The organism is Okibacterium sp. HSC-33S16, from assembly GCF_024171565.1.
Classification (GTDB): Bacteria; Actinomycetota; Actinomycetes; order Actinomycetales; family Microbacteriaceae; genus Mycetocola_A.
On sequence record NZ_JALJZZ010000001.1, the window covers coordinates 935,862 to 953,513 of the forward strand.

The window sequence follows — 17,652 nt, forward strand, 5'->3', positions numbered from 1 at the left end:
GTGAACCGCTCCCGACGGGAAAGGCCACGAGCCCTTGGTTACTGGAGGGTCACACTCGTGATTGACACCGGGATGGCAGGAGTACCGTCGGAGGACCCGTCAGCAATACCCGCGTCGACCACCTGTGCCTTGAGTTCGTCGAGTCCGCTGGTGACCTTGCCCAGCACGGTGTACCCACCGGCCGTGTCCGAGGGAATGGTCGTGTCGTCATAGACGATGAAGAACTGGCTGCCCATGCTGTAGGCATTGTCGCTCTGTCGAGCCATCGCGAGGGTGCCGGCGGGGTAGACGTTGTCTTCAGGGGCGTTCTCGATGGGCCCGTAACTGTAGCCAGGCCCACCGGCCCCCGTGCCTTCCGGGTCTCCGCACTGCAGAACGAAGAATCCGCCGTTGGTTAGCCGATGGCAGCTGATGCCGTTGTAGAAGCCGCTCTGCGACAGCGAAAGGAACGATGAGACACCCTGCGGCGCCGCCGCACCATCGACTTCAATGCCGAGATCGATGTCGTTAACGGTCATCGACCCGGCCCACACGCGTCCCTCAGCCAGATCCGCGTCGGGCACATCCCCCATATTGGTTCCAGCCGGTGCGGTTTCGCTGGGGCTGGCCGAAGGCGTCGGCTCCGCCGTTGGAGCGCCAGGTCCAGCCGAGAAATACGCAATCTGACCGGCAGTCACCGCAGCGGCGATCACCACGAGAGCAACGCCGGCGATCCAGTTGTCGCGAACACGCCGCTTGACGCGGTACTCGTGCATCGCGCGACGGGCCTTGTATCCCTTGAGACGTTCGCGGTTCTCGCGAGCCTGGCGCTCGTCAGTCCTGCTGGGTGCCACGTAGTTCCTCCGTCGGATGGGCGCTCGTGCGCCGATTCTCGAGACCCGCACAAGTGGCAGTCTCCCGATGAACTTTACGGTGCTCGTTCTTCTCGATCCAAATGGCGCAAGGGTGAGCCGTTTTCCTCAGGGTCGCGCGGGTCACGGCACACGGTTGGCAGGGCGAGCCGTGTGGAGGGCGTTGTCAGCGGTGACGGATAGCCTTGGTCCATGGCAAACACGACGGCAGGGTTGCACTCAGGCAGCGTCCCCCTTGCCGTACGTATGCGACCCAAAAGCCTTGATGAAGTCGCCGGGCAACGACACCTGCTGAAGCCGGGGTCCCCGCTCGTCAGTCTCGCGCACAGCAAGTCCGGAGACCAGGGCAGTGTTTCCGTCATCCTGTGGGGCCCACCCGGCACCGGCAAGACGACGATTGCCCAGTCGATTGCGCACAGTTCAGGGCGTCGCTTTGTCGAACTTTCAGCCGTATCCGCGGGCGTTCGTGACGTTCGTCAGGTGATGGACGAGGCGATGACCAGTCGCGACCTCTACGGGCTCTCGACCGTTCTCTTCCTCGACGAGATTCATCGCTTCAGTAAGGCGCAGCAAGACGCTCTTCTTCCCGGCGTCGAGAACGGCTGGGTAATCCTCGTCGCTGCGACAACAGAGAACCCGTCGTTCTCGGTGATCTCGCCACTACTCTCGCGTTCGCTTCTCCTCACACTCGAACAACTCAGCGATGAGGATCTCCGCGTGGTCGTCGATCGTGCGATTGACGACCCGAGAGGCCTGGGCGGGCGATTTGAGGTGACGGATGACGCGAGAGATACCATCATTCGACTCGCCTCCGGCGATGCCCGTCGAGCACTGACGGCCCTCGAGGCTGCCTCCGTCAGCGCGGACTCGCTGTCCAACCCAGACTCAGACGCGGAACTGGCCGAACCGTTATCCCCCGATGGCGAGGATGATGACGAAGGCGACGACGACGACGACGAGTCAGCGATAACCACGGCGAACGCTCCTGAGGACGAAACGCCGTCATCCGTTCGCAGACCGGTGATTACGGCGGATGTCGTTGCAAGCGCCGTGGACCGGGCTCTTCTGCGCTACGACCGCAACGGTGACGAGCATTACGACGTCATCAGCGCATTCATTAAGTCCATTCGCGGATCCGACGTTGATGCCGCGCTGCACTACCTGGCCCGCATGATCGAAGCAGGGGAGGACCCCCGCTTCATTTCACGCCGCATCATTGTCAGCGCCTCCGAAGATATCGGCATGGCAGATCCCCATGCGCTGTCCGTCGCGGTCGCCGCCGCCGACGCTGTTCAGTTCATCGGCATGCCAGAGGGCCGCATTCCACTCGCCGAGGCAGTGGTCTATCTCGCGACGGCCGCAAAATCGAACGCGTCATACGTCGCCATCAATCGGGCCATCGCCGATGTCAAGGCTGGTAACTTCGGCCGTGTGCCCAAACCCCTGCGCGATGCGCACTATGCGGGTGCCAAGCGCCTAGGCCACGGGAAGGGGTATCGGTACCCCCACGACTCGGAGGTCGGAGTCGTGGAGCAGCAGTATCTTCCCGATGAACTCCGCGGGGTGCGGTACTACCAGCCAACACAGCACGGCAATGAGCGGGACGTCTCGTCGAGGCTCGCCAAGCTGCTGCGGATTGTTCGCGGGGGTCGCGGCTGAGCCGTGTTAGGATTATTGCTGGCCTAGGCCCGGTTTGAATGTATGGCTGCACTGAATCGGGTTGACGGACATGTTCATTAGCCGAACTGTTCCGGCTCACCCCTCTAACTTTCCGGTTGCACTTCTGTGCGCCGGCATCACATTGTCAGAGATTCCATCGAAAGGAAACCGTGTCTACCAAGTCACGTACCCGTAGCAAGACCCGCCTGTCGCGGTCGCTGGGCATTGCCCTCACCCCGAAGGCAGCAAAGTACCTCGAGAAGCGTCCGTACGCTCCGGGCGAGCACGGCCGCACCAAGCGCAAGACCGACTCCGACTACGCTGTGCGTCTTCGCGAGAAGCAGCGTCTGCGCGCCCAGTACGGCATCCGCGAGAAGCAGCTGAAGATCGCCTTCGAAGAAGCTCGTCGCGTCAAGGGCCTGACGGGTGAAAACCTCGTCGAGATCCTCGAGACCCGCCTCGACGCTCTCCTCGTGCGCTCGGCTATCGCCCGCACCACCGCTCAGGCTCGCCAGATGGTCGTGCACCGTCACATCCTCGTTGACGGCCAGATCGTTGACCGCCCGTCCTTCCGCGTCAAGCCGGGACAGCTCATTCACGTCAAGGCACGCAGCGAAGGCACCGAGCCTTTCCAGGTTGCAGCGGCCGGCGGACACGTCGACGTTCTTCCGAAGCTTCCTCCGTACCTCGAGGTAGAGCTCGACAAGCTTCAGGCACGCCTCGTTCGCGCCCCGAAGCGCGCAGAGGTCCCCGTGACCTGTGAAGTCCAGCTCGTCGTTGAGTACTACGCAGCACGCTAAAAACAGCATTATGGACGGGGTCGCGGCATCTGCCGCGGCCCCGTTTTTCATGTCAGGCAGGCCGCACATCGGCCGCCAAGGCATAACCGGTAGGATGAAATTTCTGGTTTGGAAGCATCCGTCCCACACCCCAGGAGGAGCACCTGTGAAGAATATTTTCTGGCTCGTCACCGGCATTGCAGCCGGTTTCGTCGTCGCGCACGAGATCAACAAGACCCACAAAGGCAAGCAGTTCTTCTCGGACCTCGACGGGAAGCTTCGCGAGTTCAGCGAGACCGTCGCTGACGCATACAAGGAACGCGAAGCCGAGCTGCGCGAGAAGATCGACGAACTCGCGAAGGATGCTGAGGACGCAATCGGCGGCCTCAACCAAGGCTCAACCCAGAACTAGAACATCCCCTGCGCCCGCGCAGACACCACTCCGAACGGACCCATGAAGACCGCTGATATCCGCCAGCGCTGGCTTGAGTTTTTTGCCGAGCGCGGCCACACCGTAGTTCCTTCCGCATCACTTGTTTCTGATGACCCCACTCTGCTTTTCACGGTTGCGGGCATGGTGCCATTCGTTCCATACCTCACCGGGCTTGTCCCGTCGCCGTACCCGCGAGCGACCAGCGTGCAGAAGTGCATCAGGACGAACGACATCGAAGAAGTCGGCAAGACACCGCGACACGGCACCTTCTTTCAGATGAACGGAAACTTCTCATTCGGCGACTATTTCAAAGAAGGCGCCATCAGCTACGCCTGGGAGTTGCTCACCTCACCGGAAAACACCGGTGGCTACGGGTTCGATGAGAAGGACCTCTGGGTCACGGTCTACAAAGACGATGACGAAGCGATTCGCTTGTGGAAGTCGATCGCTGGCCTGCCTGACGAGCGCATCCAGCGCCTGGACATGGACACCAACTACTGGTCGACCGGACAGCCGGGCCCGGCAGGACCATGTTCTGAGATCTTCTTCGACCGCGGACCGGCTTACGGCGCCGACGGGGGACCGGCGACAGACGACGACCGTTACGTCGAAATCTGGAACCTCGTCTTCATGCAGTACTTGCGCGGTGAAGGCACCGGCAAAAACGACTTCGAAATTCTGGGCGATCTGCCTCGGAAGAACATCGACACCGGCATGGGGCTTGAGCGCGTGGCGTTCCTCAAGCAGGGCGTCGAGAATATGTACGAGATCGACCAGGTGCGACCGGTTCTTGACCTGGCGTCAGAACTGTCCGGTCGTCGTTATGGTGCCGATCACACCGACGACGTGCGCATGCGAGTCATTGCTGACCACGTACGTTCCTCTCTGATGCTCCTCAGCGATGGCGTCACTCCGTCAAACGAAGGACGCGGCTACATCCTTCGCCGTCTCATGCGTCGCACCGTGCGGTCGATGCGCCTTTTGGGCGTCGACACCGCGACGTTCCCCGAACTTTTCGCGGCATCGCGAGACGCCATGAAGGCTGCGTATCCCGAAGTGGAGCACGACTACAGCCGCATCTCCCAGGCGGCATATGGCGAAGAGGAGACGTTCCTGCGCACACTCGCGGGCGGAACGACCATCCTCGATCTCGCCGTCGAGAAGTCCAAGACACAGAGCAGCACCACGCTGCCTGGCGACACCGCTTTCCTCCTGCACGACACCTACGGATTCCCCATCGACCTCACCCTCGAGATCGCGGAGGAAGCCGGCCTGAGCGTTGACCGGCCGGCCTTCGACGCTCTGATGGCCAACCAGCGCGCCCTGGCTAAGGCAGATGCCAAGGCCAAGAAGACGGCACTTGCCGACCTCAGCGTCTACAGCGCGTTCCGCGCTTTCGGTGAAACCACCTTCACGGGCTACACCGAACTCACGACGGAGTCCAAGGTTCTCGGTCTCATCGTGAACGGCCAGTCGGTCACCAAAGCCGCTGCCGGGGACATCGCCGAGGTCATTCTCGCCGAAACCGCTCTCTACGCTGAGTCCGGCGGCCAGGAAGCCGACCAGGGCCTCATCGTTGGCCCGGGCTACGAACTCGAAGTGCTCGACGTTCAAAAGCCGATCAAGGGACTCATTAGCCACAAGGTCCAGGTAGCCAAGGGCGAGGTCGGCGTTGGCGACAGCGCCACCAGCGTTGTCGACCGTAACTACCGTCGCGGCGCCCGCCAGGCGCACTCCGGTACCCACATCATTCACGCAGCTCTCCGCCAGGTGCTCGGCCCTAACGCGCACCAGTCGGGCTCATACAACAAGGCCGGCTACCTGCGACTCGACTTCTCGTGGAACTCCGGCTTGTCGGCCGAAACGCGCAGTGAAATCGAGGACATTTCAAACAACGCGATCCGCGACAACCTCGAGGTCGTCACGCGCGAGCTGCCGCTCGACGAAGCGAAATCCTTGGGTGCGATGGCGCTCTTCGGTGAGAAGTACGGCAACGTCGTTCGCGTCGTTGACATCGGCGGACCATGGTCACGTGAGCTGTGTGCGGGAACCCACGTATCGTCGAGTGCCGAGATCGGCATGATCAACCTCGTCAGCGAGTCGAGCGTCGGTTCAACGAACCGCCGGGTGGAATCTCTGGTCGGACTGGAAGCGTTCCGCGACCTGGCCGCCGAGCGTGCCATCGTCTCGCAGCTGACCTCGTCACTCAAGACACCCCGCGAGCAGCTGCCTGACCGCATCGCGGACCTGGTTGCAAACCTCAAGCAGGCCGAGAAGAAGATTCAGGCCTTTGAGGCTCGAGCGCTCACCGAGCGTGTTCCCGGACTTGTCGCTACGCAGCACACGGCAGGCGCTTATAGCGTCGTCGCCGAGAACCTGGGTGTGCTGAACTCGGCGGACGACCTCCGACTGCTGGTGACAACGGTCCGCGAGCGGCTCGGCTCTGTTCCGAGCATCACGGCGCTAGCTGCGACGGTCAACGACAAGCCCATCGTCATTGTGGCCACGAATGCTGAAGCTCGCGCTGCCGGCGCCAAGGCCGGGCAGCTTGCCCGAACCGCAGCCGGCATCCTCGGCGGAGGCGGCGGCGGTAAGGACGACATGGCCCAGGGCGGCGGTACTGACGCCTCGGCGATCCCGAGCGCGTTGGCCGCGATTGTCGACGCGGCGACGAGGTAACCCGTGACGGGTGCCATGCGCACGGGAGTCCGGGTGGGCATCGACGTGGGAAAGGTCCGCGTCGGGCTCGCTCGCTCGGATTTCCATGGAATGTTGGCGACTCCGCTGGAGACGGTTGCACGTTCGTTGGATTCGGATGCCGACATCCGTCGGATTCTCGAGATCGCGGCGGAACTTGACCCGATCGAGTTCGTGGTGGGTCTTCCGCTCGCGCTGTCTGGTTCGCATACAGCGTCAACGAACGACGCCGTGACGTTTGCTGAGAAGCTGGCGACGGCATCCGCTCGCCCTGTTCGTCTTGTGGATGAGCGCCTGTCGACGGTTTCTGCTCACTCCGCGCTGCGTTCTTCGGGCAAAAAGTCCAGCCGATCACGTAATATTGTCGATCAAGTCGCTGCGGTGATCATCCTGCAGCATGCCCTCGACGCGGAGCGCGGCAGTTCGTACCCTCCAGGTTCCCTCGTCGGACTGAATGAAGGAACCTAGGACGTGACCCCCGAGCCACCCCAAGGCGACGATCCCTTCGACGCGATCTTCGCGCCGAAAGAGCCTGAGCCCACAGAAGACGCCCCGACCCGGGACGTGCCTCCCACCTCTCGACGTGAAGCGCGCGAGCAAGCCGAACGCGCCGCAGCGGCGTCGACCCGGTCGCAGCGTCGGGCTGCCAGCGCCACGGAATCGACCTACCCCCGACGGGAAAAAGGTCGACACCGCGGGTTGATCGCGTCGATCGTGACCCTGGTGGTTTTGGCTGGCATCGCGGGTGGTGGACTCTACGTGTGGAACACGTTCGAGCCGCAGATTCGCAACGTCATGGGGTGGAAAGAACCGATCGACTATGAGGGATCCGGGAGCGGGGAAGTTCTCGTGTCGATTGCGTCGGGGGATACCGGTCAGGACATCGCCCGCACGTTGAAAACCCGCGGCGTCACCAAGACCGTTGACGCGTTCTACGAAATTCTTCTGACCCGAAAGCCCGAACCGGTGTTCCATCCCGGTGTGTACGCACTGAAGAAGGAGATGAGCGCGAAATCCGCTCTCAACGCGCTGCTTGACCCGGCCAACAAGGTCGAGCGCACGGTTCTCGTGCGGGAGGGCATGAAGGGTGCGGACATCTTCGCCGAGCTCTCGGCCAGCACCGAGATACCGGTCGCCGACTTTGAGGCCGCCGTTGCGGACCCGACGATCTACGGAATCGCGCCGACTGCTCCGTCAATTGAAGGCTGGCTGTTCCCGGCGCTCTACACCTTTGACCCCGATCTCTCCGCGCAGCAGATCATCCAGGTGCTCGTCGATCGCACGATCAAAGCACTCGACGCCGCCGCGGTGCCGGTCGAGGACCGGGAACGGATTTTGACCATCGCGTCCATCGTCGAACGCGAAGCCCGGGTCGAGGAAGACTTCTACAAGGTCAGTCGAGTGATCCAGAATCGCCTGGCTGCGGATATGAAGCTCGAAATGGACTCGACCGCGCAGTACGGCAACACCACCGAGGCCGGGTCGGTCTGGTCGACCCAGCAAGCGCTCGAATCCGACACCCCGTGGAACACGTACCAGCGCGCCGGGCTGCCTATCGGCCCGATCGCGAGCCCGGGCGACACGGCCATCGCTGCGGCCATGGCACCCGCACAAGGTTCCTGGCTCTTCTTCGTGACCGTCAACCTCGACACCGGTGAAACGGTGTTCACCAACACGGTGGAAGAGCATCAGGCAGCCGTCACTCAGCTCAAAACCTGGTGCTCGGAGAACCCAGACAAGGGCTGCTGATGACTGACCGACTTGCCGTTCTCGGGTCGCCCATCGCCCACTCCAAGTCCCCGTTGCTGCACCGGACCGCATACGATCTGCTCGGGCTGGACTGGGCCTACGGCTCCCGCGAGGTCACCGGGGCCGAGCTTGCACCTCTCGTTGCCGACCTTGACGCGAGCTGGCGCGGGCTCTCGCTCACCATGCCGCTCAAGGGTGCGGCGTTCGAGTTGGCTGGCACGCGCGACGCCATGGCCGAACTGACCGGAGCCGTCAACACCCTTCGCCTCGTCGGCGCTGGGCCTGCCCGAGCCCTCTTCGGTTACAACACCGATGTCGCCGGCATCACCCGAGCCCTCGAGGCCGTCGGCGTCGTCTCCACTCCGCACGTGCACATTCTGGGCGGGGGAGCGACCGCAGCGAGTGCCGTCGTCGCGGCTGCCGAGCTGGGCGCGGTCTCGGTGTCGGTGTTCGCTCGAACTCCCGAGAAGTCGGCGCCGCTCGTTGACCTCGGCCGCCGGGCCGGAGCGATCGTCTCGCTGCACCCGTTTTCCGACGGCACGGAGCGAGCCAGTCCGAACCTGGTGATCAGCACCCTGCCCGGCGGCACGGAGTCGCCGATCGACTATCCCGTCGACGTCCGAACCACCGCCGCTCTGCTCGATGTCGCCTATTCGCCCTGGCCCAGCCCACTTGCCAAAATATGGGCGGATGCCGGTGGCACCGTTGCGAATGGACTATCGATGCTTGTGCACCAAGCCTTGGTGCAGGTCCGTATCTTTCTCACCAACGACCCGTTCCAGCCCCTCGACGACGAAGAGGCCGTGCTTTCGGCCATGTTGACCTCCGTCGGGCTCGACCGGAACGGGATCCCGCTGAGCTCCTGACCGTCACACAGGTCAAGCGACCTCGGGCGCTGTGGAAGGATAGAGCCATGCTTCGTTGGCTCACAGCCGGAGAGTCTCACGGCCCGGAACTCATTGCAATCGTCGAGGGTCTTCCCGCCGGCGTCCCCGTTTCACTCGACGCCATTCGCGCCGACCTGGCCCGCCGCAAGCTCGGCTATGGGCGTGGTTCGCGAATGAAGTTCGAGCAGGACGAACTCAACATTTCCGGTGGCGTGCGTCACGGCTTCAGCCTCGGCAGCCCGATCGCACTGCGGATCGGAAACACCGAGTGGCCCAAGTGGGTCGAGGTAATGAACCCGGAGCCCGGCGAGGAAACCGAAAAGTCCCGCGGCCGCAGCGCCCCGCTGACCCGTCCGCGGCCAGGCCACGCTGACCTGGTCGGCATGCAGAAGTACAACTTCGACGAGGCTCGGCCCATTCTTGAGCGCGCGAGCGCCCGCGAGACCGCCGCACGCGTCGCGCTCGGCGCCGTCGCTCGAGGTTTCCTGGCCGAGCTGGGCATCAGCCTGGTCAGCCACACCCTGTCGATCGGGCCCGTTCGCGTTCCCGAGGGCTCCGCTTTGCCGACGCCCGGCGACGTGGACGCGCTCGACGCCGATCCGTTGCGCTGCTTCGACGCGGCCACCTCCCAGTTGATGATCGCCGAAGTCGACGCGGCCAAGAAAGACGGAGACACCCTCGGCGGCGTCGTCGAGGTGCTCGCCTACGGGCTGCCGCCCGGACTCGGCTCACACGTGCACTGGGACCGCCGGCTGGACGGCCAGCTGGCCCAGGCCCTCATGGGTATCCAGGCCATCAAGGGCGTCGAGGTTGGCGACGGGTTCCTCACCACGACCCGCCGGGGTTCCGACGCACACGACGAGTTGTTCCAGATCGGTGACCAGATTGCCCGGTCGAGCGACAAGGCCGGTGGCACCGAGGGCGGAATGAGCACAGGAACCGTGCTGCGCGTGCGAGCCGGCATGAAGCCCATCGCCACCGTTCCGCACTCCCTACGCACCGTCGACGTGTCGACCGGCGAGGCGGCCGGCGCGCACCACCAGCGGTCCGACGTTTGCGCGGTTCCGGCCGCCGGTGTTGTTGCCGAAGCCATGGTTGCGCTGGTCCTCGCGAACAGCGTCCTCGAAAAGTTCGGTGGCGACTCGGTCGACGAGACCCGGCGCAACCTGACCAGCTACCTCGCCTCGATCCCCACCGGTCTCCGCACGGCGAGTGAGTCCACCGCGGACTTCCCGGCGTGACCGAGGTCCGCCCGCTCTACCCACTCGTCTTCATCGGGCCCATGGGCGCCGGAAAGACCCGGATCGGCCGACGCGTCGCCAAGGCGCTCGATGTGCCGTTTCTTGACACTGACAAGTTGATCGTGGCCGAACACGGTCCCATCTCTGACATCTTCGAGACGCAGGGCGAGTCGGCGTTCCGGGAGCTTGAGAAGGAGGCCGTTGCTGCCGCGCTCAGCGAGCAGGCCGTCGTCTCCCTCGGGGGTGGTGCCGTGCTGCATCCCGAGACCCGCGGCGCCCTGGCCGGAAAAACCGTTGTGCTCCTCACGGTGTCCGCTGAGGCCGTAGCCGCGCGCATCAACACGTCGAAACGACCGCTGCTCAAGAACGGAACCGGCGAGTGGCAGCGGATTTACGATGAGCGTCGCGACGTCTACGACGCACTCGCCACCACCCGATTCGACACCTCGAGCGAGCCCATCGAGAGAATCGCCGAGAACATAGCCACCTGGGCGAAAGGACGAGCATGACAGACGACGCTTCCAACCGCGGCATCACTTCGATCGAGGTGACGGGTGCCGACGCGTACACGGTTGAGGTCGGCCGAGGCATCCTCGACCGTGTGCCACTCGCCCTCGGCGACGCCGTTCAGAAGGTTCTCCTCGTGCACCCGCCCACACTCGCAACGCAGGCCGAAGAGCTTCGCGCCGCGCTGGCCGACCGCTACCAGGTACTCCTCGCTGAGATCCCCGACGCCGAAACCGGCAAGCGGGTCGAAGTGGCGGCGTTCTGCTGGCAGATCATGGGCCAGGCCGACTTCACCCGCACCGATGCTGTCATCGGTTTCGGCGGGGGAGCGACGACCGACCTCGCGGGATTCGTTGCGGCTACCTGGCTGCGCGGTGTCCGACTGGTCCAGATCCCGACCACTGTCGCCGGCATGGTCGACGCGGCGATCGGCGGCAAGACCGGGATCAACACCAACGAGGGCAAGAACCTCGTCGGCGCCTTCTACGCCCCCGCCGGTGTCCTCGTCGATTTTGACCTGCTGACCACACTGTCGAAAAATGAGATCCTTGCCGGTTTTGCCGAGATCGTGAAGTGCGGCTTCATCGCCGAGCCCGAGATCCTCGACCTCATCGAGGCTGATGTCGATCGGGTCACCGACCCGTCCTCCGATGAGTTCCGCCGCGTCGTCGAGCTCTCGATCGCACTCAAGGCGCGCGTTGTGAGCGAGGACTTCAAAGAGGGCGGCCTCCGCGAGATCCTCAACTATGGGCACACCCTGGGCCACGCGATCGAACATGCCGAGCGCTACCAGTGGCGCCACGGAGCGGCCGTCGCGGTAGGCATGATGTTCGCGGCCGAATTGTCCCGCCTGGCCGGGCGCCTTCCCGACGCCGTCGCCGACCGGCACCGCAGCATCCTCGATTCGCTCTCACTTCCCACCGAGTACCCGGTTGGCCGCTGGAACACCCTTCTCGCCACCATGCAGCGCGACAAGAAGGCCCGCGCCGGCATGCTCCGCTTCATCGTGCTCGACGACCTGGCGAAGCCCACGGTCCTCGCCGGACCCGAGACGGCCCTGCTGTTTGCCGCCTACCAGGAGATAGGTTCATAAGATGACCCGCATCCTCGTGCTCAACGGCCCCAACCTCGGCCGGCTCGGTTCCCGCGAGCCTGACGTGTACGGTACCGCCAACCTCGACGACCTGCGCGCGATCCTCGCGTCAAGCGCCGGCGATGCCGCGACGATCGACGTCCGCCAAACCAATGATGAAGCCGAGCTCATCGCATGGCTCTATGAAGCGACGGATGCCTCGGTGCCGGTCATCCTGAATCCTGCGGCTTTCACGCATTACAGTTATGCACTTCGGGATGCCGCTGCGCTCGTCACGAAGGCCGGCATACCGTTGGTGGAAGTGCACATTTCAAACCCGCACAGCCGCGAAACGTTCCGGCACACCAGCGTCATCTCGGGTGTCGCAACGGGCGTCATCGCCGGTTTCGGCTTCGATTCCTACCGGCTGGCACTGGACGCTGTGCTCCGTCTCACAGCTGCTCGCCCGGCGTGAGGCGTCGGCTGCGGTAAACTCGCTTCATCGGTCCTCTCGGACCACACTGACTTCCCACTGAAACGGAACCCCCTCTTCATGGCATCTACCGCCGACATCAAGAACGGAATTGTCCTCAACATCGACGGCCAGCTCTGGAACGTCATTGAGTTCCAGCACGTCAAGCCCGGCAAGGGTGGCGCGTTCGTCCGCACCAAGTTGAAGAACGTCGTGTCAGGCAAGACCGTCGACCGCACCTACAACGCCGGCGCGAAGATCGAGATCGAAAACGTCGACCGCCGCGACTTCACCTACCTGTACAACGACGGCGACGCCTTTGTGTTCATGGACACCGCCGACTACGACCAGTTGAGCGTTCCCGCTTCGGTCGTCGGAGACGCCGCCAACTTCATGCTCGAAAACCAGGCCGTGACCGTCGCGCTCAACAACGGCAACCCGCTGTATGTCGAGCTGCCGGCATCCGTTGTTCTGGAAATCACCTACACCGAGCCTGGCCTGCAGGGCGACCGTTCAACCGGTGGCACCAAGCCCGCCACTGTTGAGACCGGTTACGAGATCCAGGTACCGCTGTTCCTCGAGCAGGGCACCAAGGTCAAGGTCGACACGCGCACCGGCGACTACATGGGTCGCGTCAACGACTAGTGAGCGCTCGAAGCAAGGCCCGCAAGCGGGCCATCGACATTCTGTACGGAGCTGACCTGCGCGAAATCTCGCTCAGCGATGCGCTCACCGTTGAGGCGAAGCGCGCGGCAAGTGAGCCCGACCGTGAGGCCAGCTGGCTCTACGCCCGCGACATCGTCGACGGCATCGCCGACAACGCCGAGGAAATTGACGAGCAGATCGAGACGTACGCCCAGGGCTGGTCCCTGGCGCGCATGCCCGCGGTCGACCGTGCGATCTTGCGCATCGGCGTCTGGGAGATTCTCTTCAACGCCGAGGTACCGGCGGCCGTCGCCATCGACGAGGCGGTCGAGTCAGCGAAAACGCTGTCGACCGACGACTCGGCCGGATTCGTCAACGGACTCCTCGGGAAGATCGCGCAGGCCAACGGCTAGCTTTTCCCGCACTCACGCCCGTCATCGTTCTCGGATGGCGGGCGTTTGTCGTTCACGCGCCTCGCTCCAATGACAGCTCGGGAGGACGAGTCGCAACCTGGCGCTCACCATCGAATCGATCGAGCATTCGGATGACATCGGCCACAGCGGAACGGCCCGCCCGGTTCGCGCCGATCGTCGACGACGACGGGCCGTACCCGACGAGGTGCACGCGGGATTCCTGGCGCACCGCCGTGCCGTCGATCGCGATACCGCCACCCGGCGCACGCAGGTGGAGTGGCGCGAGGTGGTCGATCGCTGGGCGGAAGCCGGTGGCCCAGAGGAGCACGTCGACCCGCTCGAAGCTGTACCGCTGAGATTCCGCCGCCGATCACGGCAACGTGCTGGCCGGCGAATTCCGACGCTGCGACGTAGTCGGCGACGTGCAGCTGCCGACCGCGGAAGCTCGACTGACCGGGATAGAGCGGCCAAAACGGTCGTGTCCACGTTCCGGTGGCGTTGATGACCGCCCGCGTCCGCCACGTGCCCGCATCCGATTCCACACGAAGCTGGCCGTTTGGATTGTCGTCCTCACGGAACACGCCGCTGACGCGAACCGGTCGCACGATGGCGAGCCCCAGCTCCCGCTCGTAGTCGTCGAAGTATCGAGTGAGGAACTCCGAGCTCGGCATGCTCGGATCCACGTCGGGCTTCTCTATTCCGGGAAGGTCGCTGATGCCGTTGACCGTCGCCATCACCAGGCTCTTCCAACGATGTCTCCACGCGCCACCCGGACCACGTTCAGCGTCAAGAACGACGTAGCTGCGATCATCCGTTCGCTCACTTTTCGATGTGACAGGGACAAATCCCCGACGCTGCAGGTGGTAGGCGGCGGAGAGGCCAGCCTGGCCAGCACCGATGACGACGACATCGACCTCGGGCGAGACGGTGGGCAGGGAATCGGCGGGAGGCACACCCAGTCCAACAACCCACGGCGGGGGATATTTCCGGCGACAAGGCCATGTCGGTGGTTCGTGGTCGAATAACTGTATGGACAGGTCACGCTGGATTTCCGCAGGCGGCGCTTCGTGCCGCCTGCGGCCCGAGCGGGTGTGTCAGCGGTGGGTGGTGTACTGAATTCATGAACACCTCAGGTGCTGTTCTTCCGGTCGCATCCGACCCGGCAGATGCAGCGCTTGACGGTGTTCTCGTCCAGATGTCTGAGGTGCTCGACGGGCTGAATCTCGATCACCTGAACCGGCTGTCACACGACACTCTTCTCTCACTGGTCTCGAAGGCGGCAGCGCTGGGACGCGGCGCCGAGACAATTCTTGCGGCGGCCGGTCACGAGGTCGCGGTTCGCAGCGACCCTGTACTCGGAGCCGAGGGTTTGGCGACGAGGTTTAACTATCCGCGACCGTCGCACCTGTTGGAGCAGATCGCGGGCGTCTCGTCGGCGACGGCGAACCGGCTGATTCGGGTCGGCTCCCGAACCAGTCGGCGGGTCAGTGTTGGGCAGGCGCTGCCGCCGTTGTTCCCGCAGGTTGCCGAGGCGTTCCGTGCCGGCATGATCAGCATCGAAACAGCGGATGTCATCACTCGCGAACTCACCCTCGTCGCGCCCCGCGCCGATGCCGAGCACCTCACTATGGCGGAGCGCGCGCTGGTCGACCAGGCCGCCGGAACCTCAGACGCGCTGGGGCTCCCCGTGCCAACCGACCTCGTTGCTGTGCAGGCCCGGGCCTGGCGCGATCGGCTCGACGAGAGGGGCATTGAGGCTCGCGCAGAGAAGGCGTTCCACAACCGTGACTTCTGGGTGCGTCGCACGGCGGAAGACGGCCTGATAGCGTTCGGTGGCCGGGTGACCCTCGACGTTGGAGCGAAACTTCACGCGCTCCTCGACGCCGTGCTGAGCCTCCGCACCGATCCGCGGTTCGTTCCCGACACTGCCGACGAAGGTGGGGGGAGTGATTCGGCCCATGCCGTCGGCGGGGGCGATAGACGTGGCGACGCACCAGCAACGGGTACGAGTACGGCGCCCGTCGTGACGACGGGGAGCGGGCGGTCAGGCAAACTTCGTGACACACGCACCGCCGGGCAACAGCGCGCCGACGTGTTCGCGGCCATGATCGATTCCCTGGCGCGCTCAAGCGATGCGCCCACCGTCTCGGGGGCGGCCCGACCGTGATCGTGAGCGTCACCACCGACGTTCTTGACCGGCGTGCCGGCACCGCCGACGTTGTCGGAATCAGTGACGCTCTCCCATACTCGGCCGTGCAGCAGATCCTCTGCGACAGCGACGTCATTCCGGTGTACTTGAGGCCGGACGGCGGCATCGCAGCCCTCGGCACCACCAAACGGGCGTTCAACCGTGAGCAACGCATGGGCATGATCGCCCGGGACGGGCCGACGTGCGGGATTCCCGGCTGCCAGGTCCCGGCGACCGGCTGTGAAGCCCATCACGTGGTCGAGCACAGCGCAGGCGGCCCCACCTCGGTCGACAACGGAATCCTGCTCTGTTGGTTTCACCACCACATGGTCGACACCGGCATCTTCGTGATCACGATGGAGGAGGGCAGACCGGTCGTCACCATCCCCGACTGGTTGCTTCGAAAACCGTACTTTCACTGACCGGGCAGAACCAGATCAGGAGCGAACCGGTCCGACCGACGGCGGACCGGTCCGTAACCTCACGAAGTGACCACGTGACGACTGCTAGAGTCGGAGCATCAATGACAACCTTTAACGCCGTCCAGAGAGACGGAGAAGGGAGTCGGCATGAGTGCGCGCGTCGTACTTCAGCAGGCTGACATCGCTCGAGCGTTGACCCGAATCTCCCACGAGATTCTTGAGTCCAATCGAGGCGCAGACGACCTTGTTCTTCTCGGCATTCCGACCCGAGGCGTGATCCTCGCCGATCGCATCGCCGCCCTGATTTCAGGATTCGCGGCGACGCCCATCGACGCCGGCTCACTCGACGTCACCATGTATCGCGACGACCTCGCGAAACACCCGACCCGGACCCCGGCACCGACCCACATTCCCGCGTCGGGCATCGACGGCAAGACCGTTGTGCTCATCGACGACGTGCTCTACTCCGGTCGCACCATTCGCGCCGCCCTCGACGCCATCGGCGACATCGGTCGCCCGCGCGCCGTGCGCCTCGCCACCCTCGTTGACCGGGGGCACCGCGAACTCCCGATTCGGCCGGACTTCGTTGGCAAGAACCTGCCCAGCGCACAGAACGAACGGATCAACGTGCACTTGGCCGAGCTCGACGGAGCCGATCTCGTCTCGATCGATGAGATGGGTGCCTGATGCGTCACTTGCTGTCAACGCGTGACCTCAGCCGCGATGCGGCGGTTGCCCTCCTCGACGTCGCCGAGGACATGGCGGACACCCAGCTGCGCGAGGTGAAGAAACTTCCCACCCTGCGCGGCAAGACCGTCGTCAACCTCTTTTTCGAAGACTCCACCCGCACCCGGATTTCGTTCGAAGCCGCAGCCAAACGATTGAGCGCGGATGTCATTAACTTCAGTGCAAAAGGATCGAGCGTATCCAAGGGGGAGAGTCTCAAAGACACCGCGCAGACCCTCCAGGCGATGGGAGCCGATGCTGTCGTCATCCGGCATCCCGCCTCGGGCGCCCCGCAGACGCTCGCGACCAGCGGCTGGATCGACGCCGGCATTCTCAACGCCGGTGACGGCACCCACGAACATCCGACTCAAGCGCTGCTCGACGCCTTCACCATTCGGAAGCGCGTGCACGGCGCCGCCTCGCGACGAAAAGACCTCGACGGGCTCACGGTGACCATCGTCGGCGACATTCTGCACTCGCGCGTCGCTCGGTCGAACATGTGGCTTCTCACCACTCTGGGAGCGACGGTCTCCCTGGTCTCACCGCCGACGCTCGTTCCCGTGCACACGGCGGCCTGGCCCGTGACGGTCGGTTATGACCTCGACGCGGCTCTCGCCGAGAAACCCGATGTGGTCATGATGCTCCGCATCCAGGCCGAACGGATGCGTGACGCGTTTTTCCCGAACAGCCGGGAGTATTCGAAGCGCTGGGGACTGGACGATGGACGATTGGGCACCCTTTCGGCGACTACCATTGTCATGCACCCCGGTCCAATGAACCGGGGCCTGGAAATCTCCGCTGCAGCAGCCGACTCACCCCAGTCCACGGTTCGTGAACAAGTGACCAACGGAGTTTCTGTGCGGATGGCCGCACTCTACCTGCTGCTGTCTGGCGATCGGGAGGACGCATAA

The 17,652-nt window shown here is 64.1% G+C and carries 17 protein-coding genes and 2 pseudogenes; 17 read left to right on the plus strand and 2 right to left on the minus strand.

Annotated elements, in window-relative coordinates:
* Window positions 1–38: 38 nt before the first annotated feature.
* Complete coding sequence (locus tag L1277_RS04545) at window positions 39–833, minus strand: peptidylprolyl isomerase (protein ID WP_253375131.1); 795 nt, start codon at window positions 831–833, stop codon at window positions 39–41.
* 210 nt (window positions 834–1,043) lie between these two features.
* Between L1277_RS04545 and L1277_RS04550 the strand changes: the two genes are divergently transcribed.
* From L1277_RS04550 to nusB, 13 genes are all read left to right on the plus strand, one after another.
* On the plus strand, window positions 1,044–2,510 hold the full coding sequence (locus L1277_RS04550) for a replication-associated recombination protein A (protein WP_253375132.1): 1,467 nt from the start codon (window positions 1,044–1,046) through the stop codon (window positions 2,508–2,510).
* A gap of 170 nt (window positions 2,511–2,680) precedes the next feature.
* Window positions 2,681–3,310, plus strand: coding sequence for a 30S ribosomal protein S4 (rpsD, locus tag L1277_RS04555; protein ID WP_253375133.1), 630 nt, complete (start codon window positions 2,681–2,683; stop codon window positions 3,308–3,310).
* A gap of 145 nt (window positions 3,311–3,455) precedes the next feature.
* Window positions 3,456–3,701 carry a hypothetical protein gene (locus L1277_RS04560; RefSeq protein ID WP_253375134.1) on the plus strand — a complete coding sequence of 82 codons (246 nt, stop codon included), beginning with the start codon at window positions 3,456–3,458 and terminating at the stop codon, window positions 3,699–3,701.
* A gap of 42 nt (window positions 3,702–3,743) precedes the next feature.
* Window positions 3,744–6,401: an alanine--tRNA ligase gene (gene alaS / locus L1277_RS04565; protein ID WP_253375135.1), complete on the plus strand. Its 2,658-nt coding sequence runs from the start codon at window positions 3,744–3,746 to the stop codon at window positions 6,399–6,401.
* A 15-nt stretch (window positions 6,402–6,416) separates the two neighbouring features.
* Window positions 6,417–6,887, plus strand: a complete 471-nt coding sequence (gene ruvX, locus L1277_RS04570; protein ID WP_253375136.1) for a Holliday junction resolvase RuvX — start codon at window positions 6,417–6,419, stop codon at window positions 6,885–6,887.
* Between the two features lie 3 nt (window positions 6,888–6,890).
* Complete coding sequence (gene mltG, locus L1277_RS04575; RefSeq protein WP_253375137.1) at window positions 6,891–8,168, plus strand: endolytic transglycosylase MltG; 1,278 nt, start codon at window positions 6,891–6,893, stop codon at window positions 8,166–8,168.
* Complete coding sequence (locus L1277_RS04580) at window positions 8,168–9,034, plus strand: shikimate dehydrogenase (RefSeq protein ID WP_253375138.1); 867 nt, start codon at window positions 8,168–8,170, stop codon at window positions 9,032–9,034. Before mltG ends, L1277_RS04580 begins: the two co-directional genes overlap by 1 nt.
* A gap of 47 nt (window positions 9,035–9,081) precedes the next feature.
* Window positions 9,082–10,296 (plus strand): chorismate synthase, encoded by a 1,215-nt coding sequence (gene aroC, locus L1277_RS04585; protein WP_253375139.1) that lies wholly within the window; start codon window positions 9,082–9,084, stop codon window positions 10,294–10,296.
* Window positions 10,293–10,805, plus strand: coding sequence for a shikimate kinase (locus L1277_RS04590; protein ID WP_253375140.1), 513 nt, complete (start codon window positions 10,293–10,295; stop codon window positions 10,803–10,805). Before aroC ends, L1277_RS04590 begins: the two co-directional genes overlap by 4 nt.
* Window positions 10,802–11,896: a 3-dehydroquinate synthase gene (gene aroB / locus L1277_RS04595; protein ID WP_253375141.1), complete on the plus strand. Its 1,095-nt coding sequence runs from the start codon at window positions 10,802–10,804 to the stop codon at window positions 11,894–11,896. The genes L1277_RS04590 and aroB overlap by 4 nt, the downstream gene beginning before the upstream one ends.
* Window position 11,897: 1 nt before the next feature.
* Complete coding sequence (locus tag L1277_RS04600) at window positions 11,898–12,350, plus strand: type II 3-dehydroquinate dehydratase (protein WP_253375142.1); 453 nt, start codon at window positions 11,898–11,900, stop codon at window positions 12,348–12,350.
* Between the two features lie 78 nt (window positions 12,351–12,428).
* Window positions 12,429–12,992, plus strand: a complete 564-nt coding sequence (gene efp / locus L1277_RS04605) for an elongation factor P (RefSeq protein ID WP_253375143.1) — start codon at window positions 12,429–12,431, stop codon at window positions 12,990–12,992.
* Complete coding sequence (gene nusB, locus L1277_RS04610; protein WP_253375144.1) at window positions 12,992–13,405, plus strand: transcription antitermination factor NusB; 414 nt, start codon at window positions 12,992–12,994, stop codon at window positions 13,403–13,405. Before efp ends, nusB begins: the two co-directional genes overlap by 1 nt.
* A 52-nt stretch (window positions 13,406–13,457) precedes the next feature.
* Here nusB and L1277_RS04615 read toward each other — a convergent pair.
* Window positions 13,458–14,340: pseudogene (locus L1277_RS04615) on the minus strand (NAD(P)-binding domain-containing protein).
* Window positions 14,341–14,600: 260 nt separating this feature from the next.
* Here L1277_RS04615 and L1277_RS04620 point away from each other — a divergent pair.
* The 4 genes and pseudogenes from L1277_RS04620 to L1277_RS04635 form a co-directional block, all read left to right on the plus strand.
* A pseudogene (locus L1277_RS04620) lies at window positions 14,601–15,727 on the plus strand (DUF222 domain-containing protein); the annotation flags it as partial.
* 45 nt (window positions 15,728–15,772) lie between these two features.
* Window positions 15,773–16,015, plus strand: coding sequence for an HNH endonuclease signature motif containing protein (locus L1277_RS04625; RefSeq protein WP_253375286.1), 243 nt, complete (start codon window positions 15,773–15,775; stop codon window positions 16,013–16,015).
* 147 nt (window positions 16,016–16,162) lie between these two features.
* Entirely contained in the window at window positions 16,163–16,702 is a 540-nt protein-coding gene (gene pyrR, locus L1277_RS04630; RefSeq protein WP_253375145.1) for a bifunctional pyr operon transcriptional regulator/uracil phosphoribosyltransferase PyrR, read from the plus strand.
* Complete coding sequence (locus L1277_RS04635) at window positions 16,702–17,652, plus strand: aspartate carbamoyltransferase catalytic subunit (RefSeq protein ID WP_253375146.1); 951 nt, start codon at window positions 16,702–16,704, stop codon at window positions 17,650–17,652. Before pyrR ends, L1277_RS04635 begins: the two co-directional genes overlap by 1 nt.